This is a genomic window from Paenibacillus xylanilyticus (assembly GCF_047246825.1).
In the GTDB taxonomy this organism is placed as follows: Bacteria; Bacillota; Bacilli; order Paenibacillales; family Paenibacillaceae; genus Paenibacillus; species Paenibacillus xylanilyticus_B.
In genome coordinates this window covers 1-22,127 of sequence record NZ_JBFOLB010000007.1, presented here as the reverse complement: position 1 = coordinate 22,127, position 22,127 = coordinate 1, and the positions used below count along the sequence as shown (strand labels likewise).

At 48.2% G+C, this 22,127-nt stretch carries 24 protein-coding genes and 1 rRNA gene; 23 read left to right on the top strand and 2 right to left on the bottom strand.

Annotated features, from left to right (window positions below; translation table 11 throughout):
• The first annotated feature begins 90 nt into the window (after window positions 1-90).
• The 4 genes from AB3N00_RS26460 (at window position 91) to AB3N00_RS26445 (ending at window position 5,780) form a co-directional block, all read left to right on the top strand.
• Window positions 91-885 (top strand): alpha/beta fold hydrolase, encoded by a 795-nt coding sequence (locus AB3N00_RS26460; RefSeq protein WP_413037240.1) that lies wholly within the window; start codon window positions 91-93, stop codon window positions 883-885.
• Between the two features lie 208 nt (window positions 886-1,093).
• Window positions 1,094-1,783 carry a DUF6483 family protein gene (locus tag AB3N00_RS26455; protein WP_413037239.1) on the top strand — a complete coding sequence of 230 codons (690 nt, stop codon included), beginning with the start codon at window positions 1,094-1,096 and terminating at the stop codon, window positions 1,781-1,783.
• Window positions 1,784-1,892: 109 nt separating this feature from the next.
• Window positions 1,893-3,167, top strand: a complete 1,275-nt coding sequence (locus AB3N00_RS26450; RefSeq protein ID WP_413037238.1) for a class I SAM-dependent methyltransferase — start codon at window positions 1,893-1,895, stop codon at window positions 3,165-3,167.
• A gap of 255 nt (window positions 3,168-3,422) precedes the next feature.
• Window positions 3,423-5,780 (top strand): O-antigen ligase family protein, encoded by a 2,358-nt coding sequence (locus AB3N00_RS26445; RefSeq protein ID WP_413037237.1) that lies wholly within the window; start codon window positions 3,423-3,425, stop codon window positions 5,778-5,780.
• A 116-nt stretch (window positions 5,781-5,896) separates the two neighbouring features.
• Here AB3N00_RS26445 and AB3N00_RS26440 read toward each other — a convergent pair whose 3' ends face one another.
• The gene (locus AB3N00_RS26440; RefSeq protein ID WP_413037236.1) at window positions 5,897-6,244 is read right to left on the bottom strand and encodes a dehydrogenase; all 348 of its coding nucleotides are present in this window, start codon (window positions 6,242-6,244) and stop codon (window positions 5,897-5,899) included.
• 161 nt (window positions 6,245-6,405) lie between these two features.
• Here AB3N00_RS26440 and AB3N00_RS26435 point away from each other — a divergent pair, with 161 nt between their 5' ends.
• The 17 genes from AB3N00_RS26435 to AB3N00_RS26355 all read left to right on the top strand — a co-directional run bounded on the left by AB3N00_RS26435 (window position 6,406) and on the right by AB3N00_RS26355 (window position 20,026).
• Window positions 6,406-7,020 (top strand): DedA family protein, encoded by a 615-nt coding sequence (locus AB3N00_RS26435; protein WP_413037235.1) that lies wholly within the window; start codon window positions 6,406-6,408, stop codon window positions 7,018-7,020.
• A gap of 2 nt (window positions 7,021-7,022) precedes the next feature.
• On the top strand, window positions 7,023-7,592 hold the full coding sequence (locus AB3N00_RS26430) for a thioredoxin family protein (protein ID WP_175395348.1): 570 nt from the start codon (window positions 7,023-7,025) through the stop codon (window positions 7,590-7,592).
• 6 nt (window positions 7,593-7,598) lie between these two features.
• Window positions 7,599-8,231, top strand: a complete 633-nt coding sequence (locus AB3N00_RS26425; protein WP_413037234.1) for an MBL fold metallo-hydrolase — start codon at window positions 7,599-7,601, stop codon at window positions 8,229-8,231.
• A gap of 401 nt (window positions 8,232-8,632) precedes the next feature.
• Entirely contained in the window at window positions 8,633-8,884 is a 252-nt protein-coding gene (locus AB3N00_RS26420; RefSeq protein WP_413037233.1) for a hypothetical protein, read from the top strand.
• Window positions 8,885-8,991: 107 nt separating this feature from the next.
• On the top strand, window positions 8,992-9,519 hold the full coding sequence (gene sigY / locus AB3N00_RS26415) for an RNA polymerase sigma factor SigY (protein ID WP_413037232.1): 528 nt from the start codon (window positions 8,992-8,994) through the stop codon (window positions 9,517-9,519).
• Between the two features lie 2 nt (window positions 9,520-9,521).
• The gene (locus AB3N00_RS26410; RefSeq protein ID WP_413037231.1) at window positions 9,522-9,860 is read left to right on the top strand and encodes a DUF5345 family protein; all 339 of its coding nucleotides are present in this window, start codon (window positions 9,522-9,524) and stop codon (window positions 9,858-9,860) included.
• Window positions 9,853-10,068, top strand: coding sequence for a hypothetical protein (locus AB3N00_RS26405; protein ID WP_413037230.1), 216 nt, complete (start codon window positions 9,853-9,855; stop codon window positions 10,066-10,068). The genes AB3N00_RS26410 and AB3N00_RS26405 overlap by 8 nt, the downstream gene beginning before the upstream one ends.
• 152 nt (window positions 10,069-10,220) lie before the next feature.
• Window positions 10,221-10,604 carry a hypothetical protein gene (locus tag AB3N00_RS26400; protein ID WP_024631336.1) on the top strand — a complete coding sequence of 128 codons (384 nt, stop codon included), beginning with the start codon at window positions 10,221-10,223 and terminating at the stop codon, window positions 10,602-10,604.
• Between the two features lie 221 nt (window positions 10,605-10,825).
• A complete protein-coding gene (gene gatC / locus AB3N00_RS26395) occupies window positions 10,826-11,113 on the top strand; it encodes an Asp-tRNA(Asn)/Glu-tRNA(Gln) amidotransferase subunit GatC (protein ID WP_175395353.1) in 288 nt (95 codons plus the stop codon).
• A gap of 28 nt (window positions 11,114-11,141) precedes the next feature.
• Window positions 11,142-12,599 (top strand): Asp-tRNA(Asn)/Glu-tRNA(Gln) amidotransferase subunit GatA, encoded by a 1,458-nt coding sequence (gene gatA, locus AB3N00_RS26390; protein ID WP_175395354.1) that lies wholly within the window; start codon window positions 11,142-11,144, stop codon window positions 12,597-12,599.
• Window positions 12,600-12,625: 26 nt separating this feature from the next.
• Complete coding sequence (gene gatB, locus AB3N00_RS26385) at window positions 12,626-14,065, top strand: Asp-tRNA(Asn)/Glu-tRNA(Gln) amidotransferase subunit GatB (RefSeq protein ID WP_095292521.1); 1,440 nt, start codon at window positions 12,626-12,628, stop codon at window positions 14,063-14,065.
• A 124-nt stretch (window positions 14,066-14,189) separates the two neighbouring features.
• Window positions 14,190-14,654, top strand: coding sequence for a GNAT family N-acetyltransferase (locus AB3N00_RS26380; RefSeq protein ID WP_413037229.1), 465 nt, complete (start codon window positions 14,190-14,192; stop codon window positions 14,652-14,654).
• A 33-nt stretch (window positions 14,655-14,687) separates the two neighbouring features.
• A complete protein-coding gene (locus tag AB3N00_RS26375) occupies window positions 14,688-15,398 on the top strand; it encodes an MgtC/SapB family protein (protein ID WP_413037228.1) in 711 nt (236 codons plus the stop codon).
• Between the two features lie 148 nt (window positions 15,399-15,546).
• Window positions 15,547-16,140, top strand: a complete 594-nt coding sequence (locus AB3N00_RS26370; protein ID WP_413037227.1) for a hypothetical protein — start codon at window positions 15,547-15,549, stop codon at window positions 16,138-16,140.
• Window positions 16,141-16,164: 24 nt separating this feature from the next.
• A complete protein-coding gene (locus tag AB3N00_RS26365; protein ID WP_413037226.1) occupies window positions 16,165-17,568 on the top strand; it encodes a DUF4097 family beta strand repeat-containing protein in 1,404 nt (467 codons plus the stop codon).
• A 170-nt stretch (window positions 17,569-17,738) separates the two neighbouring features.
• Window positions 17,739-18,161 carry a peroxide-responsive transcriptional repressor PerR gene (gene perR, locus AB3N00_RS26360; protein ID WP_024631328.1) on the top strand — a complete coding sequence of 141 codons (423 nt, stop codon included), beginning with the start codon at window positions 17,739-17,741 and terminating at the stop codon, window positions 18,159-18,161.
• 116 nt (window positions 18,162-18,277) lie between these two features.
• Complete coding sequence (locus AB3N00_RS26355) at window positions 18,278-20,026, top strand: glycosyl hydrolase family 18 protein (protein WP_413037225.1); 1,749 nt, start codon at window positions 18,278-18,280, stop codon at window positions 20,024-20,026.
• A gap of 130 nt (window positions 20,027-20,156) precedes the next feature.
• Here the strand turns inward: AB3N00_RS26355 and AB3N00_RS26350 are convergent, their stop codons facing one another.
• Window positions 20,157-20,555: a DUF2614 family zinc ribbon-containing protein gene (locus AB3N00_RS26350; protein WP_413037224.1), complete on the bottom strand. Its 399-nt coding sequence runs from the start codon at window positions 20,553-20,555 to the stop codon at window positions 20,157-20,159.
• Window positions 20,556-20,677: 122 nt separating this feature from the next.
• On the opposite strand from AB3N00_RS26350, the gene AB3N00_RS26345 reads away from it, so the two are divergent.
• Window positions 20,678-21,559 (top strand): nucleotidyltransferase-like protein, encoded by an 882-nt coding sequence (locus AB3N00_RS26345; protein WP_413037223.1) that lies wholly within the window; start codon window positions 20,678-20,680, stop codon window positions 21,557-21,559.
• 503 nt (window positions 21,560-22,062) lie between these two features.
• A 16S ribosomal RNA gene (locus AB3N00_RS26340) occupies window positions 22,063-22,127 on the top strand; the annotation flags it as partial.

The window sequence follows — 22,127 nt, the reverse complement described above, 5'->3', positions numbered from 1 at the left end:
AAAGCTTAATAATATACAACTTGAACTACAAGAAGCTTGTTATATAAAATGAACGTGATCAATACAATTCGCGCAGAGAGAGGGATTCATATGGAAAAAGTGATATGTGATGGAACGACAATATGTTATGCCGAACAGGGTAAGGGAGAAGCACTTATTTTGCTCCACGGCTACTGCGGCAGTTCGTCCTATTGGGATGAAGTAGTGCCGGAGCTGGCACGTCATTATCGCTGCATCGTACCCGATCTGCGTGGACACGGCAAGACAGACGCGCCTATGGGCAATTACACAATAGATCAGATGGGCAATGATGTCCTGCAATTAATGGATGAACTGAACGTGGAAAAGGCAGTCCTGCTCGGACATTCAATGGGAGGATATATCGCCCTCTCCATCGCTCAACGCCATCCGGAACGATTGAGAGCTTTTGGTTTAATTCATTCTACTGCATACCCGGATAGTGAAGAGGGCAAGGAGAAGCGCCTTCGTGCAGTATCCACCATTCAGACAGAGGGCATTGTAAGCTTTGTGGATGGATTGGTTCCAGGCTTATTCGCTCCGGAACATGTGGAATCATTATCGGCACAAGTATCACGTGTCAAGGAAATCGGGTACCAGACAGCACCGCAGGGAGCTGCCGGAGCCGCACTGGCTATGCGGGAACGTCCGGATCGCCGGGATGTTCTATCAGCTACACCGCTCCCGGTTTTGCTGGTTGCAGGTGAGAAGGATTCTGTCATTCCACCGGAACGCACCTTTACAAGTGACAAGCCGCATATCGTCCAAGCAGTAATTGCCGGTGCGGGACATATGAGCATGTACGAGGCACCGGAACAGTTGATTCAGGTCATTCAACAATTTATGAACGAATTACCAGAGGCATAACTTACGGGAATTAACCATTTACCGGATAACTTATTCACTTCTTGTGCAATGTCACCAGACCCCTGCCACGTCTTCATACGACGGCAGGGGTTTCTTCGAGTCACGGCATCCATGAGGCAAGAAACCTGCTTTGGCTTTTTGACATGGCATGAATTAAACTAAGAATAATGGATGATGATTCGAATGAGCGAACGAGGGGGCGTATCTAATGTTCAGAAAAGACTATCTGCTCCGCATGATTGAAGAAATGACCGAGGCGATTGGCAAAGCATTAACACTCCGACAGCAGCGGAAACATACGGAGGCACTGTCGGAGCTGGACGAGCTGCTTCGCAGGCAGTTTGGCATGAATTTGTCTCTGCTGAACTCTCTGCCTGCCGAGGATGTCATTGAAATGTTTCGTTTTCGCGGGATCATTGAAGTGGACAATCTGCAGCAAGCTGCCCGGCTGATCGAAGAAGAAGCTTATATTTACGCAGAGAAGGCCAGAGTGGAAGGTATCAGTGATCAGGAAAAACAGGATTCAGAGGATGAAGGACTTACCCGGTTAATGAAATCATTACACTTTTATTTGTATGCCCTAAATCATGGTGCCAATCCGAGGCTGCTGGAAGCACCGGAACGCGTCGAATCCATACTGGAGCAAACGAAGAAATACGAACTTCCTGCCCGTACGGAAAAACAGCTTGCGCTGTATCGTGAACAGCAGGGGCGTTATGACCAGGCCGAGAACAGCTGGTACAGGGCGCTGCAGGTTGGGGATGGACTTCCCGTGAATTATCGTGACGAGGTACGGTCCTTTTACGAACGTTTACGCAAGCTTGAAGACGAGCAACTGGAGCAAGGTGGCCTGCCACGTGAAGAAGTCGAGGAAGGACTCGCTGAGTTAACCCGCTGAGTGGGAAAAAACAAGTGACAAATGCATTAAGGCTTGTTAGGTGCCTTTACTTGGAGAGCCAACGGAATTGTGGTATGGTTACGGTTGACCAAACCAAATCGAAAGTGAGATGTACCCCGTGGATTCATTGCGAAAGCTTATACAAGACATCTTTGAACAGAATTCGCTGATTACAGCGACCTGGAGCCAGCTGCGCAGACGGGACAATGTCTCGTATACCAAAGTGCAAGTCAAGCCGGTAACGCTGAAGAATCAGCTGCATTATCAATTCGCATTTCATTACAACAACAAAGTGCTGCACGAGAATTTGACTCCGGCTGAAGCGATAGAACGCATGACTTTGCTGTGCGAAGAGACGTTTCGTCAAGGGCTGCTCTGTACGACAGAGGCAGATTATCAAATTTTGATCAGCAAAAAATATAAAGTATCCATTCTGACCAAATCCCCATCCAAGACGGCGGTGGATCTCTCGCATAACCGCAAGAAGCAATATGTGCTCGAAGAAGGAGTCCCTGTCTCCTTTTTGGTTGAACTGGGGATCATGAATGAAGAAGGCCGGGTGCTGGCCCGCAAGTATGACAAGTTTAGACAGATCAATCGTTTCCTTGAGATGGTTCAGGATGTCATCCCGCATCTGCCGGAGGGACGCCCGCTTACCATTGTTGATTTTGGCTGCGGTAAGTCTTACCTGACCTTTGCTCTGTATCACTACCTGTCGGTACAACAGCGCAGATCGCTTAAAATTATCGGTCTCGACCTGAAGGCAGACGTCATTGAACATTGCAATGATCTGGCAATCAGGCTGCACTACGGTGATCTGAAGTTCCTTGTTGGTGACATTGCAGATTATGACGAGTTGAATGAAGTGGATATGGTCGTGACACTGCATGCCTGTGATACGGCTACAGACGCTGCTCTGGAGAAGGCAGTTCGTTGGGGTGCTTCGGTTATTCTCTCCGTACCGTGCTGCCAGCACGAGTTGTTTGATCAGATCGAATCCCCTGTGATGAATCCGTTATTGTCCCATGGCATTTTGAAGGAGCGCTTCTCCGCACTGGCGACAGACGCCATTCGTGCCAAGCTTCTGGATCTGATGGGATACAAAACGCAACTGCTGGAATTTATCGATATGGAGCATACACCGAAAAATATATTGATTCGTGCCGTACGCGGCCAGGCAGGTCAAATGACTGACATGTGGAGGGAATATACGGAATTCCGTGATTTCATACATGCCGATCCGTATTTGGAGCGCGCTTGTGCAGATCTGCTGCCGGATGGTGCCAAGTCGATTGCAACAGCAGAGACCGTTGTGACGGAAGGGAATGCAGAGCGTTCATCCGAAAAATCCACAACCGGTGCAGATTCCTGTGATCATTGCTGAATGATCTAAAGGTTAACCGATAGTTGAAGATCGTCTGCCATGTCCATGAATGGGACATACTGGTATGAGGGTCTCGCCATGTATGCGAATAAATGATGTATTATATATGAATCGAAATGACGACGGTTATGCATAAGACAGAAGACCCTGTGAGGGAGCTTCTGTCTTTTTTATTTTTAGTGCACGCGGGGCATGAACGAAATGTAATTAGGAAATTTGCGATTATGGTTCAACAAGATGGAAAGGAGGTGGCATATGGAAAAGCTCGGAGATGATGATCGTACGGTTAAGCATCAAAACAGCAAGGCTCAGCCTGGGACGGAGCAGTCTGTATGCAGCATGGAGCCAGCACTCTGTACGGCGGGAGGAACCTTGCGTTCCGACGTTAAGCAGAAGAAGATGACGAAGTGTGAGATACAAAATTCGGCATTGACGATTACGCTGGGCTTGATTGGATCGATCGTGTTGATGGCTGCATGTCTGGGGCGAGGTTTGTATTTTCCTGTGGATGTATATGGGGTCATTCTGTTCGCAGCCGGGAGTCTCCTGATGGGAGGGAGCATGCTGCTTCTGTTATTCATACTCCAGAGAAGGAAAAACAGCATCTTTTCAAGTGGAGGTAACAAACAAACGAAAATACGATTTCTGCAAATGACTAATATATGCTGGGTGATTTGGCCTGTCGTGATGATGTGTTGTTACGGTCTACATGCCTGGTCAGGTTCTGTAAGTACACACGGCAGTTTGAATGAAATGCTGCGGTGGAGTCTGCTGGCTATGTTCGCCCTGTTGGCAGGGATACTGGCTTCCCGCATGAACGGCTTGCGATGGTTTGCCTACGGCTGGCAGGCAGCAGGCGGCCTACTTGTGCTGAGCGGCATTCTTGCCGTGTGCGGTGTCCTGCCGCTGCCCTTTGGGGTCATGCGGACCGCTGACCCCGAGATCAGTTCCGCCGGCGCGAGGCTCGGCGGACTGCTGCAGTACCCCAATGCGTACGGCGCCGTTGCCGGCATGTACGCTTTGGAGCGGCTGGCTGCAGTCGCGCGAGCCATGGCCCGGCCTGTGCCGGCCTGGCGGCTTATCACAGCAGCGCTGCCGCTTATGCCCGCGCAAGCTGCGCTCCTGCTCAGTGAGTCGCGCGGCGCCTGGCTGGCGACCGGCCTCGCAGCAGCCTGCGCTTTCGCCTTGCAGCGGCGCGGGCACCGCCTGCCGCTGCTGCTGGCCACGGCCGCGCCCCTGGCGAGCGCGGCCTGGCTGTACCGCCAGCTGGCTGCTGCCCAGCTGGCGCCCACACCCGTGCCCGGCCTGCTGGCACTGGCCGGGGCATGGGCAGCTGCGCTGCTCGGCACGCTGCTGCTGTGCCGCCTGTGGCACAGCGGCGCCAGAGCGCGCGCCGCTGCCTTGACGGCCATGGCGCTGGCGGTTACTGCCGCCGCCGCGCTGGCCGTGGCCTCCACCGCCGAACGTCTCACGGCGGGTGTCGGCACAGGGCTGTCCCGCCTTCAGATGTGGCGGGACGCCCTGGGGCTCTGGACCGAGGCCGCATGGTTCGGCCACGGGGGGGATACATGGCGCAGCATGTACCGCGCCATCCAATCCTCGCCATATGTCGGCGGCGAGGTACACAATGGCCTCATCGATATTGCTCTCGATACAGGCTTGATCGGCTTAATGATCATCTGCACCTGGTTTGCTTTCACCCTGCGTAATACCAGGGAGCATGCTCCCGTGCTGATGCCTTCCATGCTTGTTTTTATTTTGCATGGGGCCATGGATTTTGACTGGAGCTTTACGCTCATGTGGATGCTGTTTATCTGGCTGGGAGCTTGGACATACGCATATAAGGATAACAGGCACATGTCCGCTGCCGAAGAGCCCGCTGCATTCAATGAGAGACAGGCATCAGTGTCATACACGAGTGATCCATCCACACAACAATCACGCTTGCCTGCTTGGTTTCGTTATCCAGCTATACGGGCAATGTCAACGGTAACCGGGCTGGCCATCGTGATTTGGCTTGGGGGAACCGTATGGCTGGCCAGTCATGGTGTAGTAGCCGAAGTGCAGTACCGCTCGGCTAGATCTGCACTGGAGGGAACCAATCAGCAAAAGGCCGCATTTATTGCTGCTTTTCAGTCGAATCCGTACAGACCGGAAATCACCATCTTCCTCTCACGTACGTTTGAATCAAATGATGCAGAAGCACTCCTGCTGAATAGCTTGTCCCACTCCCCGGCAGAGCCGCAGCTCTACCAGGAGCTGGGGAAACGTGCAGCCCAAGCAGGGCGGGGAGCGCAGGCTGGTGCTTACTTTGAGCAAGCAATCGCCTTGAATCGATATGATACCCGGAGTCATTCCGCTGCCTTGTACTGGATGGCTTATGCATCAAGGCGGGAATGGGCTGCCGGTTACCCGGATCGAGCCAGGCAGACCGCCGCCGCAGGCGTGCGAATGTATGACCATTATGAACAGTTGCGCGAAAAAGTGGCAGCGGGGAATGCTCGCAATGATCGCCGTTTCACCCTTGATCGGAATGCCTTCAATTATGGCAACCATCTGCGCATCCTCGCATCAGCTGCCAAACCTTTGGAACAGATCGAACGAACTCCCTGAATATTTGCTTCTTTCGCTTCTCTAGGACTCTGGTATCTGCCGAGTTATTCTGGAGAAGCATTCGTGTTTTTTATGCGTGCTTCTTACTGTATGAAATCCAATGAATCTGACCAACTCTACAGACGATATCCGCCAAACGCCTGCTGAAACGCAGCCTGCAGCGGTTCAATGTCCACATTCCATAGAGCAGCAATTTCTGCACTGACGTCGGCGTTCCACCACTCACATAGTTTTTTTCGATTATCCCTGTTTTCACCGATCCACAGCAGGTTGGCAATGACTTTGCCGTAATAGAGCTCTTCTGCCTGTTTCATCTGATCGGGAGAAATGTACACTTTCAGCCGTTTGGCTGTCCGGTACAGCTCCTTGCTGCAAGCTCTGCGAATACCTCTGGCGGAAGGCAACTTCTGGCCGGGGGTGTTATGTTTGACCGGGGGAGTGCCGGGTGTTGATTTGGGTGACATCTTCTCACGCTCCTCTCCCGATACCATATGCGAAGGGCGACTTGCAGGACACTAACCCGGTTCGAGGAAGTAGCAACAAACTGCAGCCCTGTGCTAAAATAGGGACGAACATCCATGGTGCTGCAGAGCGCCGCCAAACAGGATGAAGAAAGAGGGTCGAGATGGACGTTATTCATAACATTGTCGGTCAATTATTCGACTGGATTCAGAGCCTTGGATACTTTGGAATTATGCTGGGATTAATGCTTGAAGTCATCCCCAGTGAGATTGTGCTGGCATATGGAGGATTTCTCGTTTCACAGGGCAATATCAATTTCTTTGGCGCAATGATTTTCGGTACAGTGGGCGGCGTGGTAGCCCAGCTCTTTATTTATTGGATTGGCCGTTATGGCGGCAGGCCTGTACTTGAACGTTACGGAAAATACATACTGATCCAGAAAAAACACATCGACCATTCCGAGGAGTGGTTCCGCAAGTATGGTACAGGTGTCATTTTCACGGCGCGTTTTGTTCCGGTTGTGCGTCATGCCATCTCGATTCCTGCAGGCATATCTAAAATGCATACAGGCAGATTCATTCTGCTGACCACACTTGCTGTTATACCTTGGACTGCATTGTTTATATATTTAGGGATGGTACTGGGAGATCAATGGGAACATATTAACGAGAAAGCAGCGCCTTACATCATGCCGATTTTGCTCGTTGCGCTCGCACTTATGATTGTTTATGTGCTTATTAAATGGATGAATGTTCGCAAAAAGAGAGGAAGTGTCTAGTTATGGGTAAACCAAACTTGTCTCACAAATTCGGTAAGGGTCTGCCGCCGAAGGAATTCATTGAGAGCATGACCAAGAACCAAAGCGAATTTCAGGCGAACTATGACAGCTTCACATGGCCAAGCGAAGATGATCGCGAATTTTTCGAAAGTCTGAACCACCGCGATGATTTGCGTGTATTGATTTTGGCTGCTGACTGGTGTGGAGATGTTGTTCGCAACATACCCGTTGTATTTCAGGCGCTGGAGATTTCGGGCATTCCAACAGAAGTTCTTATTATGGAAAATCATCCTGAAGTGATGGATGAATTCCTTACGATGGGCGGTCGCTCCGTACCGATCGTTATTTTCGCGGATACGGGCGGACACGTGCTGGGCCAATGGGGACCGCGTCCTCAGCATGTACAGGAAGTCATGGTTGAATTCAAACGCCAGAATCCGGATCGCGATGCAGCTGACTACCAGGAGAAGATGGCTGTAGTACGTCAGGAAATAGGTAAACGCTATGGGGAAGGAACGGAGTCGCATGCAGCCATTATCCGTGAGCTGCGTGAACTGATTTCGGGTTACTAATTCAATATGCTTAACATTCGTACATTTACACTCGGTCCGCTCCAGACGAATGCATATCTGCTGCAGGGCGAAGATCCAGGTAAAGCGGTTATCATTGATCCGGGCATGAACCCGGGCCCGCTGCTCAAAGCGATTCAAGACTTGGAAATTGAAGCGATTTTGCTGACACATGCTCATTTTGATCATATGGGCGGTGTGGATGAAATCCGTAAATTGAAGGGTTGTCCGGTCTATTTGCATGATTTGGAGAGTGACTGGCTCACCTCCCCGAAACTGAATGGGTCATTGAACTGGCCTCAGGCTTCACCGCCTCTTTCGACAGATCCTGCAGAATATGCCATGGATGAAGGACAAACCTTACATTTTGTTGGCCACACGTTTAAGGTCTATCATACACCGGGGCACTCCCCTGGCAGTGTAAGCCTGCTATGTGGTGATGACCTGTTCGCAGGAGACGTTCTGTTCCGCATGGGTGTAGGGAGAACGGATCTGACTGGTGGACGGGAACGGGATCTGATTGATTCGATTCAGAACAAGCTGTACACCTTTGCAGATGAAGTGAAGGTATACCCTGGTCATGGCCCCAAAACGACGATCGGTTATGAGAAACAGAACAACCCTTACGTTTCCGCGAGATGACCAACATTGGATATAGGATCTGAGATTTATCCCTTTATCGAATGCTGACAAATTTCGATGCGAAGAAAGTCTGGACAAGTGACAAATTTTTCATTAGAATAGCAATTAGTTGTTACAAGCGTTAAGGCATCATCTAACTAAAGCATTGAATAGCAGTACCCTAACTTGCGAAGCACGCAGACTGTGGTCTATACCCGGTTTGCGTTCTTTTTTTGTTTTTTGCAGCATTTGTAAGTGGAGATCCACCCAGAGACAACCTACATAAGATAAGTCATTGTAATACAGACAGCTTAATTTTGTTAGCAAGTGCAAAGAAGCAATGATAGTTAGTAAATAGGAAGTAAATAGTAAGTGAATAGTAATTGATGAAACATGAGTAACAGGAGAGCGAGGAAGAAGAAGTGGAGAAGAAACGAGTCATACCTTTTGCACAGCGTGCCAAGTATCCTTCCATTGAAGAAACCCGTCCTATGATAGACATTAGCAAACTTGAATTAGCGAAAGATCGTCCTCAATTACATAACTACAGAAGCAAGGCTCTGAATGAACCTTTTAAACAGCAGCAAAATATGTGGAGAGACCGATTACTAAGCAGCGGGGCCCGCAACCAGCCTTGGTTCGACAAGCTGCAGGATTACCGGAATCAAGTCTGATTGCCCGGGAAATTGTCGGCTTCAGATTTTTTTGTGATTCCATTGAACGTTTCTGCAGAGACTGTCGTATTAACACAAGAATAAACGGGAAGCAGGTGATGAACTAGATGGAGGCAGCCGAATTGGAAGAGGTCCGCAGAGCAGCAGAAGGAGACGATCGTGCGCTGGCAGCACTGCTTCAACGACACTATGCTTTTGTGTACAAATATTTGGTCAAGGTTACGATGGATCCAAATGTTGCTGAAGAGACGGTGCAGGATACGATGATCCGATGTATGGAGAACATTCACCGTTATGACGGTTCGTCTGCCTTTTCGTCATGGATGATTACGATTGCCACCCGTATATATATTGACAAGACAAGGCGTAAGAAAAGAGAGAATGGCTGGCTGGATATGATTCGGAGTGAGGCCATAAGACGATTCCGCTGGCAGTTCGAGAGCCGGAATGAAGAATGGACGGATGTCATGGATGCGATGACAAGACTGACACCAGAGCATCGTGTTGCTGTTCTGCTGAAGCATTATTATGGTTATGGATATGATGAAATTGGGGAGATGCTCGGTATTCCATCCGGAACGGCGAAATCGCGTACGGCCTATGGCCTTCGTCAATTGAGAAAGGAGTTGGGGTAAGTATGAGCAGGACGGATGAGCAAGATGAGCAGGAACTCCTGATACGACTCCAGCAGCAGATGAAAGTGCTGGACGATGCATATGAGCCTGTCAGCATCCCTTCATTAGCTTCGCTCGAAGTGCAGGTCAGGGAACGAAGACGTATCAAACGTCGGAAGAATTTGATCGAAATGATCCTGTTCTGGGTTGTGGGACTGTTGGTTATCGCTTCTGGGGCGTTGTTGTTCCTGTCTGCTCCGGCTCTTTATTTGGGTATCCAGGCAATCGGCGTAGGGGCAGCAGTTATAGCGGCAATAATCTGGGCAGGAAAGAATCGGAAGGAGGAAGCCCATCATGAGTAATATGCATTATTCGTTGAATGAGATTTCTCCGATTTGGCTAATATTGATCGCAATTGTTTTGTTTGTGCAAGGGACATGGATTTTTCAGGATGCACGTAAGCGTGGGCGTTTCCCCTGGTTGTGGGGATTGTGGGGAATCACCGGATTTCCGACACCTCTTATTGTATATTGGTTGGTTGTTGTTCGATCAGAGCGCAAACGATCCTAACGAATATTGTGGACGATCGGCGGCAGGTTCTATGGATATAAAAAGATTTTGCACAAATATGTTGTTTAATTCTAGTAATCGTAGACATCGTTATTCTTTTCTAGTAGACTATACAAATAAATATTAAAGATAGACTACCAGGAGGTTAGACGATGCTGCGATTAGGAGAAAAGGTTGTCATCGTCGCGGATGCGTTTGAGCAGAATCTTCCTGTGGGGGAATATGGATTCATCATCGCTTATGACCGGAATCCGGACAATGCGTTCGATTACGTGCTTCGAGTGCCGCAGGTAAACCGGAACTTTTTCGTTCCATCCGGCGACGTAGATCTGGAAGAGGTTCTGCTGAAGCAGGAAGCTGAGCGGGTCGAGCGAGAAGCGTTGATAGATTACGCCCTTGCGACACACAATGAGAAGCTGTTTCATCATCTGATGAACGGAGATTTTCAAGCTGTGGAAGAGGAAGAGGAAACCGCGAACGATGTTATGTCACAAGCGGATTTTATAAAGCAGGTTAATCTGCGTGCTTGGATTTAGGATTTTAGAGAGTCGGCTGATGCCGGCTCTTTTTTGATAATTACACGAACTCCATGGATTGGGGTTATTTTGCTTATTGGACAAGTCAGGTCATTTGCATTGAATTGTCGAACCATCTCCCCTATAATGAAAAAAGTTATCTTGGGACTTTAGCCCGTTAAACGAGCGATTCGTTTCAGGCAGTTTCGGGAAGTTGAACGAAATGAAGGAGGCATCCGGAAATGAGTATTTCGAATAATGACGTTCAGCATGTGGCCAAGCTGGCCCGGCTCAATTTGACTTCTGAAGAAGAACAGACGCTAACAGGACAGCTGAACGCGATTTTAAAATATGCAGAGAAGCTGAATGAGCTGGATACAGAGAACATTGAGCCAACCACTCACGTTCTGCACGTCAGCAATGTGATGCGCGAAGATGAAACGAAGGAAAGCCTGTCGATTGAACAGGTGATGCGGAATGCACCGGAAGAAGAAGACGGGCAGTTTAAAGTGCCTGCTGTAATGGAGTAACGGATAACCGGAAGGAGGACGAAAAACCGTGAGTTTATTTGAACAATCGTTGCCTGAGTTACATAACAAGCTGCATGCCAAGGAGTTGTCAGTCAGCGACCTGGTGGACCAAGCGTACCAGACTATTGGTGCGCGTGAAGACAAGGTTAAAGCATATCTTGCACTGGATGAAGAACAGGCGCGTTCCCGTGCACGTCAGCTGGATGACCGGCTCGTCAGTGGTGAGGAGAAAGGTTTGCTTTTTGGATTGCCGGTAGGGATTAAGGATAACATCGTTACGAACGGACTGCGCACCACGTGCGGCAGCCAGTTTTTGCGCAACTTCGACCCGGTGTATGATGCAACGGTTGTCGAGAAGTTGAGAGCTGCAGATACCGTGACGATCGGAAAACTGAACATGGATGAATTCGCCATGGGCGGCTCGAATGAGAATTCAAGCTTCTATCCTGTTCGTAACCCATGGGCACTGGACCGTGTTCCAGGTGGCTCCAGCGGTGGTTCAGCAGCAGCTGTTGCTGCAGGAGAAGCTTACTTCACATTGGGATCAGACACAGGCGGCTCCATCAGACAGCCCGCTTCGTATTGTGGAGTTGTCGGCATGAAACCGACCTATGGACTTGTTTCACGCTTTGGGTTGGTTGCATTTGCATCCTCCCTGGATCAGATTGGACCTCTGACGAAAAATGTTGAGGATTCTGCTTATGTGCTGCAAGCCATTGCCGGCTACGATGCCAAAGATTCGACATCCGCAAAAGTGGAAATTCCGGATTATTTAAGTGGACTGACAGGAGATGTCAAAGGTCTGCGCATTGCTGTTCCGAAGGAATACATCGGTGAAGGCGTTGATCCGCAAGTCAAAGAGACCATTCTCTCTGCCCTGAAAGTGCTCGAGGGACTCGGCGCCACTTGGGAAGAGGTATCCCTTCCGCATACCGAATATGCGGTTGCTACGTACTACCTCTTGGCTTCATCAGAAGCTTCTTCCAACCTGGCTCGATTTGACGGTGTGCGTTATGGCGTGCGTGCTGATAACCCGGACAACCTGCTGGATCTGTATCACCAGTCCCGCAGCCAGGGTTTTGGTCCGGAAGTGAAGCGTCGTATCATGCTCGGAACGTATGCACTCAGCTCCGGTTATTATGATGCTTATTACTTGAAAGCCCAAAAAGTCCGTACATTGATCAAACAGGACTTCGATGATGTATTTGCCAAATATGATGTCATTATTGGACCAACTGCCCCTACGACCGCATTCAAATTGGGTTCTCAGGTGGATGATCCGCTCACAATGTATCTTAATGATATCCTGACCATTCCGGTCAGTCTGGCAGGCGTACCTGCAGTAAGCATCCCATGCGGCTTCTCGGAAGGATTGCCAGTCGGCATGCAGATTATTGGTAAAGCCTTTGATGAAACAACTGTACTGCGCGTTGCGCATGCGTTTGAACAAAATACGGAATTCCACAAGCAGCGTCCGCAGCTGTAGACTGCCCGGAACGGAGGAATATTGAAATGTCCGCATCTAAATACGAAACGGTCATTGGACTTGAAGTCCATGTGGAGTTGCACACCAACTCCAAAATTTTTTGCGGCTGCTCCACGGCCTTTGGAGCACCGCCGAATACCCATACTTGTCCGGTCTGTCTCGGACATCCGGGCGTATTGCCGGTACTGAATCGCCAGGCTGTGGATTATGCCATGAAAGCAGCCATGGCCCTCAACTGTACCATTGCTGATGTTAGCAAATTCGATCGTAAAAACTACTTTTATCCGGATTCTCCGAAAGCCTATCAGATTTCGCAATTTGATCAACCGATCGGTGAAAATGGATGGATTGACATTGAAGTCAACGGAGAAACGAAACGAATCGGCATCACCCGTCTTCATTTGGAAGAAGATGCGGGTAAGCTTACTCACGTTGATGGGGGCTATGCTTCATTGGTCGACTTCAACCGCGTGGGTACACCTCTGGTGGAGATTGTATCCGAACCGGAAATTTCTTCTCCGGAAGAAGCCCGTGCCTATCTGGAAAAACTGCGTGCAATCATGCAGTACTGTGATGTGTCTGACGTGAAAATGGAAGAAGGCTCCCTGCGTTGTGACGCCAACATCAGTTTGCGTCCGCATGGGCAGGAGAAGCTGGGAACCAGAGCAGAACTGAAAAACATGAACTCTTTCCGTGGCGTACAGCGCGGTTTGGAATACGAGCAGTTCCGTCAGGCTGAAATTTTGGATGACGGCGGTGAAGTGGTACAGGAGACACGTCGCTGGGATGAGGCACAAGGGAAAACGCTGACGATGCGCGGCAAAGAGCAAGCGCATGACTATCGTTATTTCCCGGATCCGGATTTGGTGAAACTGCATATTGATGCAGCTTGGAAGGAACGAATCAAAGCTTCGATCCCTGAACTTCCGGACGAGCGCAAAGCCCGTTATACTGCTGATTATGGACTGCCTAATTATGATGCAGAGGTGATCACCTCTTCCAAAGCGGTTGCTGATCTTTTTGAAGACAGTCTGAAATATACCCAGGATGCCAAAGCTGTATCTAACTGGATTATGGGTGATCTGCTTGGTTATCTGAACAACAGCAACCTGGAATTGTCCCAGGTGCCTCTGACGGGTCAGGGACTGGGTGAAATGATCGGATTGCTTGAAAAAGGCACGATAAGCAGCAAAATCGCCAAAACCGTCTTTAAGGAAATGCTGGAGAGCGGCAAGTTACCACAGCAAATCGTTGAGGAAAAAGGTCTTGTACAAATCAGTGACGAAGGTGCCATTCTCGCCATTGTTGAGCAGGTTGTCGCGAACAATCCTCAATCCGTGGAAGATTACAAAGCAGGAAAACAGAAAGCGATTGGTTTCCTGGTTGGTCAGGTGATGAAAGAAAGTAAAGGCAAGGCTAATCCGGGTCTGGTTAATCAACTGCTTGCAGATGTACTGAACCGCTAATCCATCCGGTGAGGCCGGACAGAAAGAGGCTCGTCCCTGTGACAGCCTCTTTTCTTATTTTGTGAGGCAAGGATGTACTCTTGTAATTCGGATTTAGCAGCGTACGAAGGAGATGAGAGCGGATATGAAGATTCAATTGTTGGCGTTGAATGATCCGGAGACGGCGGGGCAGCTATGGAGACTTCAGCATGTAGCATATCGGTTGGAAGCAGAGATGATCGGTTTTCAGGAAATTCCGCCTTTGATGGATACGATTGAATCCCTGCAAAGCTGCGGAGAGACCTTTTACGGTTTAGTGGACGATGATGAAGAGCTTCTTGGTGCCGTTGCTGTGGCTGAGGAAGAGGAGAACACGTTGACGATTACACGCATGATGGTGCACCCTGAGCATTTTCGAAAAGGCATTGCTGCTGCATTGATGAGACATGTGTTTGAGCAGTATCCCAATCTTCCTCGGTATATCGTTTCAACCGGCACGTTGAACCAGCCAGCAGTGAGTTTGTATACCAAATTCGGATTCAAACCCGTAGAGGTTATTTCGATTGCGCCTGGCGTGGAATTAACGACATTTCATAAGAATAAACATTAATCATGTGAACTTTGTGGAGGAGGAATACCAGTTTTGGGCAATCCCTGGTTTATCGATGAGTGGCACATTTTATTGCGATTATTACTGGCCATGCTGCTTGGAGGACTTGTAGGTCTGGAGCGTGAACGTTCCAATCATGCTGCTGGTCTGCGTACCCATATTCTGGTGTGTCTTGGGTCTGCACTGATTATGATGTTGTCTGTTTATGGTTTTAAAGATTTTGCCAATGAATTAAATGTAAGGATTGATCCGGCCCGTTTGGCTACGGCAGTAATTACGGGTGTCGGATTCCTCGGAGCGGGTACAATTCTCTTTACCGGAAAGTCCATTACAGGACTCACCACTGCAGCTTCAATCTGGGTTGTAGCAGCCATCGGACTGGCTGCTGGCGCGGGATTCTTTTTTGCCTCGATTGTATCTACGGTATTGGTACTGCTCAATCTATGGGTATTCAACAAGCTGGAGCTCAGGTATATACGGGGGAACAAACTGCATGTTGTGACACTCCATACGCTGTCAGAACCCGGTTTTCTGGAACAGGTGTCTTCATTTATGGAGCAAGAGAAGATCAAGATACGTAAAATCACAGTAAATGAGCAGGATTTAGCCTTTGCAGAAATAATTTCGGTTGAGCGCAAAATTGAGATTGTGCTCCATGTGCATGTGCCACATGAACTCAATACCGTACAACTGGTAACCCAATTAAGGCAATGGGAACATGTGACCAAAGTGTCGATAGAATAAATGATCGAAAACCCTCCACAAGCCTGCTGTGCCGGAGGGTTTTTGGTCATACCCATATTTTTACCAGTTACTCTCCGGGCTCTTTAGGGTACTATCTAACCAAATGCATGAAGAGCGGGAATACGATTTCATAAGAAAGGAGTATGTCATGAAAAGAAAACGTCAATCGAGGAGAAACGGACAAAAGACCAAAACAAAGCCGCTCCGGAATCGGACACATAAATTTGTTGCCGGACTGCTAAGTGCGGTGATTCCGGGTCTGGGACATATCTATTTGCGGCTGTATATGAGAGGTTTAACATTTATGCTGCTAGTATTGCTCGACCTGTCGGCACTTTTATATTTTTCGTCCATTGGCATACAGATTAATGTACCTCTTTTAATTTTGCTCGCTTTGTTCATTCCGGTAATCTACTTTTACAATGTATTCGATGTACTACAATCGGCGGATTGGGTCATGATGCGCAGACGTAGAGCCGCAACCCAGGGAAATATGGACAAGCCTATAACAAGCGAACGAGCCATTGGTGAAGCATTTATGGCTTGGGAGCGAGGCATTTCGTTTGGGCTCCTGCTGATAATAGGTGGCGGACTGATGGTCCTGTTTTTCCGTAAACCCCGCTGGTTCCAGGAAATTCTAGCTGTATATGGTGGATATGTATTTGCCGGTTTGTTAATTATCGGTGGGCTGATCCTGTTTGGACGAGAGATCTGGGTCATGCTGCGCAAAAAGAAAGTATAGATGGGAAATCAAGGAGGGAAAGTGATGAACCGTAAAGTCCGGGTCGGTCGCTATACGGCTGCCGCCTTAATCATAGCGGTCGGTGTGCTGTTGATTTTGGATAAACGGTGGGGAACGGACTACGTATATGAAATGGTCGACTGGTGGCCATTGCTGCTCATTGTATTGGGTGTGGAATACATACTGTTATTCCTGTGGACACGCAGCAAGAAAAGGGCATTATCAGATGAGTTGCAGGATGAGAAAGTAAAGATTCGTTTCAGGCCGGATGCAAAAGGCATTCTGGTTTCCCTTGTCCTTACAGCTTCCGTATTTATCGTGACAGAACAGGATCATTACATGCACCTGTGGAACAGAGTGAGCCTTAATCTGGGTGCAGCATCCATGGATTATAGCCAGGCAGCAGGATACATGCAAGACAAGGGAACAATTCGTGTGCCTGTTGGAATGGATACGTCCGATCTTGTTGTCCAAGGAGTGAATGGGGATATCTCGGTACAACGCGGGGATACGGACGAGATAGAGGTACGAACTGTAGTATGGGTAGATAAGACAACTGAGGTAGAGGCAAAGGCTGTGGCAGATGCATCGTTTATTGAGACAGACGGTACCAAGGTTATTCATATTACGGCAACGGGCAAGACTTATGGAGAGAACGATAAAACACAGCCGCGAATGAATATGACCATCACTATTCCGGATGACCGGCGTTTCAATCTCGATATTCGTACTTCCAATGGAGCCATATTGTTAAACCGTCCGGAGGCAATTAGCACGATTTTTGCTGAGACGGGGAATGGACGTATCCGAATTACGAATGCGGTAGGTGACGTTTCGGGCAAAACGCTAAACGGTGATGTCATTGTGGCCAATGCCATGGGGAATGTGGATCTGGATAGTAACCGGGGAGACATGAAAGCTCGCGGAGTTTCGGGGGATGTGGATTTGACGACACAGGTGGGAAGCATCAGCATTACCGATTCTATAGGTGAATTTACCGCTGAAACGCGGAACGGAAATATTACTTTGGATGGTGCCAATCTTGCGATCAGGGCTCAGTCCCTTAATGGCAGCATCAGCATCGTATCCTCCAAAGTTGGCGGGGATTGGGATGTATACAGCGCCGTTGGTGCAATCAGCATCTTGCTGCCGCATCAGGGGGATTACAGTCTGAGCGGCTCCAGCAGTTATGGGGATCTGAAGACGGACCTGCCATTTACCGTGCAAAATAAAACCATAGAAGGCCAGCTGGGCGAAGGGGAATACAGAGTTAAAATTGAGGGGAACAGCGATCTTACCATTAATCGTAACCCCGATGTGCCTTCGACGGAAGTGAACACTTCAAACGTGGAAGACACAGACGAGAATTTGGAGCAGACCACCGAAAACGGAGACAATTTCCAGGACAATACGTCTGAAGTTCCGTAACTGCCGCGTTGACAATAAACTTACAATCGCCGTACAATAAATAATAAATGGCAAGGTTACACGGCAGGAAAGATTGAAAGTCGTGTTCTTTGTTAAGAATCAACTCTGATAGATAAGACGATAAATGATCTGGTCTTCTTAGGAGAATGAAAGGTAAGGCGGTGGGTTTTATGGCAACACGTGTCCAACATGCGTTGGAGCATCTGAAAACGACCGGTGTCCGTATTACACCCCAGCGCCATGCCATATTGAATTATCTGATGGAATCCATGGGGCATCCGACAGCCGATGAAATTTACCGTGCGCTTGAACCCCAGTTTCCCAGTATGAGCGTGGCGACTGTATATAACAATTTGAAGATGTTTCTGGAAGCCGGCATGGTTCGGGAATTGACATACGGAGATAACTCCAGCCGCTTCGATGCCAATGTAACGGATCATTACCATGTCATTTGTGATAAATGCGGTAAAATTGAAGATTTCAGTTATCCTTCGCTCAAAAGCGTTGAGCTCCAGGCAGAATCGAGTACAGGATTTGAAGTCCATGGACACCGTTTGGAAGTTTATGGTGTTTGTAAAAGTTGCAGGGATTAAGAGAGTTGAATTACAATATTAACGTGCAGAATTCAGTTTGGATTCTACACGTTTTTTGTTTTTGGGAAAAAATACATCATGGTTTTCAAGCTGCAAATATATCTTCATGATTCAGCATGATTAACGGAGGTAGGCGTTTGAGTAGAAAAAGCAGAAATACACGGCAGAAGAAGCGACGCTCGTTCTGGCCTGGGTTCTTAGGGGCCTGTCTTATTGCAGGGGGTGCGTATTGGTTTATAACGAATGTATGGCTCAAACAGATTCACGAAGATCCCGATTGGCTCGGAATGAATCAGCCTGTTTTTGTGAATGGACAGTTGATGGATGGTGAAGCTTCGGGTACGGGAGAACAGCTTAAGCTGCCTGTGAAGGTGCTTCAGGAGGCCATTGATCCGGGCATACGATATGAAGCGGACACAGGTGATATTATTATTGCGACGCCGCAACGTGTGCTTCATATGAAGGAAGGCAGCACCAAGGCGGAACTTAATCATAGGGATTATCCCATGTCCGTCAAGCCGGAGGTCATTGGAGGAGAGGCATATATCCCGCTAAAACCTTTGAAGGAAGTTTATGGCATAGCCATTCAGGAGGATACGACCACGGGTGCCGTGCTGTTGATGCGTGGAGGAGACACGATTCAATATGCGGAGATTGATACCCTGTCATCCAAATCAGATAAAACCGTTCCTTTGTATAAACGTGGTGGGGAGTCATCCCCGATTATTGCAGATATGGAACAGAACGCCCGAGTCCGGGTATGGCAAACGGGTGATGAACAGAGTTTTGTTCAGCTGGATAATGGCTATGCTGGATACGTGGACAATAAATATGTTTCTCTCACAGAGAAAAAGGTGCTGGACAAGCCCAAGTTTACGTTGACTGCAGCAGAGAAGAAGTGGCAGAGCAAATCGGTAAATCTGGTGTGGGAGGCTGTGTACAATCGTCAGCCCGATGTCGGTTCCATCGGTAAGATGCCAGGTGTTAATGTCGTCAGTCCAACGTGGTTCCATATTACGGACGGGCAAGGCAACTTGAAAAGCAAAGCTGACAAAGCGTATGTTAACTGGGCTCACCGTTCCGGGATGGAAGTTTGGGGTCTGATGGATAACAGTTTTGACCCGGATATTACAAAAGAAGCGGTGTCGTCTTATGAGACACGCACGCATATCATCGAACAGATGCTGGAATACGCCGATACCTATCAATTGGATGGTATTAATATTGATTTTGAGAACGTATATACAGAAGATGGACCCAACATCACTCAATTTGTTCGTGAGATTAAGGCGATGGCTCGTATACACGGACTGATGCTATCTGTAGATGTAACTCCAAAATCGAATAGTGAGATGTGGTCTGCTTTTCTGGATCGACGTTCACTTGGTTCCTTTGCCGATTATATTGTGGTTATGGCATATGATGAACATTGGGCTGCCAGTCCGAAGGCTGGTTCCGTAGCTTCACTGCCATGGACTGAGTCCTCCATGAGACGAATTCTTGAAGAAGATGAAGTGCCTTCAAACAAATTGATCATGGCTGTTCCGCTATATACACGAATCTGGACAGAGGAAACAGACGAACAGGGAGAGGTTAAAGTGTCCTCGAAAGCGGTAGGCATGGATACCGTAGCCGATCTGATCAAAGAGAAGGAGCTCAAACCTGTGCTGGATAAAGACAGTGGACAGAATTATGTGGAATACTCCGAAGACGGAGCCACCAAAAAGATCTGGATCGAAGATGCTACTTCATTACAGGCTCGTGTGGATCTGATTGATTCATTGAAGTTGGGTGGTGTAGCCGCCTGGAATCGCAGTTTTGCCAATGCTTCAGCCTGGCAGACGTTACAGCAGGTGGGGCGTTAAAAATAAAACGGTTATTGAACTTATTTATTTATATGAACCTGAGTCACTAATTGAAAAAGATGCAAAAAAGGTCCGGTTTATACGCCGGACCTTTTTGTTGTTTGCTCTTGATCTTAGATGAGAAGAGAGGCTAACCCTTTGGACTTATGCCGTGATCCACGTCAGTAGGTGGTGGAGAAGGCGCTTTCAGATGAGGGCGGTTTGTGTTGGCCTGATTGGGATCCAAGGTGAGGATCGTATGGCAGAACATACAGCGATCCGTCTTGCCAAGCATTTTGGTCAATTTGCCACATTCGGGGCAATCTACTTGAACAGCGCTCGTGGACAGCATGCCGGCCCAAAAGTAAATGGCCAAACTGGCCATCATGGCAACCAGACCGATAACGAGTCCCACGGCAGCAAACACCTTGCCTGCATGTCCCCAAAACACAATTCCGGCAGTTCCCAGTACCATTAGGCCCATGCCTAGCATGGTAAGCAGCAATCCCCAAGTGCGAAAAGCATTAATTTTAGCTGATTTAAACACCATGAAAAATGCTCCCATCGTATGAGTAGTATTGGACCTGGAAAAGAAGGAAACTTCAGTATGCATGTAGAATTACATTATAACTGACTTGGCGCTTATCTGCCATGAATTGTATGGAGGGAATCGTGGAATTAAAGAACCTAGCTTTTTTGTCCGGACAGTCGGAAGAGTCAGGGGCAGTTGGGGCTATCGCTTATTCCCATCCGGGTGAGCGATTCCACGGCTCCCTGATTCAGGATTTTGAACTGCTTGTACTCATTGTCTGTAATACAGATCAGATTATATCGAAGGTTGGGCATTACCGATATGGCGATCTGCGTTATCAAATGATCTACGCGGGGCGTCATCAACTGCAGAGCAGTGTAATTACCGGGGACAATAACAATCTGATGCAATGTTTGATTGAGGGCGAGATTATTTGGGAAGCAGATGGTGCCCTAAGTGCCCTGCGAGAAGAATTATCCGCTTTTGGATTGGAATTGCGCGAACAAAAGCTGCTGCACGAATTCGCAAGCTTTCTCAGAATGTATGTTGAAGCCAAGCGGCACATCCAGGAAGGACATGTCGTTGATGCGTATTACAATGTACTGGAGGCTCTGGGTAACTGGGCCAGGATTGTACTGATCGAACAGGGAGTATACCCTGACCATGCCGTTTGGACACATGTGCAGAGTTTGGACCGGGCACTCTGGAAGCTCTATCAGGAGCTGACGGTTAGTTCGGAGACGTTGGAGCAGCGGGTGGAACTCGTCCTCCTCGCCTGTGAATTTTCTGTCATGTCCAAAATGAGCGATTGTTCCGAATTGCTTCTGCGGGTTATTAGAAGTCGGAAGGAAGCGTGGAGCATAGATGAGCTCGTCCATCATCCGCAATTGAGGTTTGTGGGGGAAGACCTGCCATTAATTCTTCGGAAGCTGGTGTTTCGTTCTATAGTAAAAGAGTCGGCTGGTTGGCCATCCTTAATAGGAGGCGAGGGGCGGGAAATCCGGTATTGGATTGAAGCCTGAACAAGGCACCTAACCTAGTTTATATCGTTCAGTAAAAGGAGGGGAAACCTTCCTTTTTTGTTTGTATAAAAAATTAATAAAAACAGGTTGACTCACAAATAGAGAATGTGATACATTATATTTCGTTCCCTAAACGAGCTAATCGTTAAAACATGATGAAATCGTTGAGGGAAAGGTTAAGAACAAATGCTTCAAAAAAAGAAATAAAAAAAGTTCTTGACGAAAACAACTTGAATGTGATACATTATTTAAGTCGCCGCTGAAAATGAGGTTGACGAAAAAGAATGAAATAAATCAAGTTTGATCTTTGAAAACTGAACAACGAGTGAGTAACGATCTTGCTTGCAAGATCGACGCTGAGAAATCGGTACAAGTCATCTGACTTTATGATTTCGAAGCACAATTGAGATTTTTAATCTCGTCAGATTCAAAATGAGCTAATCGCTCTTTTCAATACCCTAGATGATTTTCATGGCGTCTAACCGCGCTGTTGAAATTCATCTTTATTGGAGAGTTTGATCCTGGCTCAGGACGAACGCTGGCGGCATGCCTAATACATGCAAGTCGA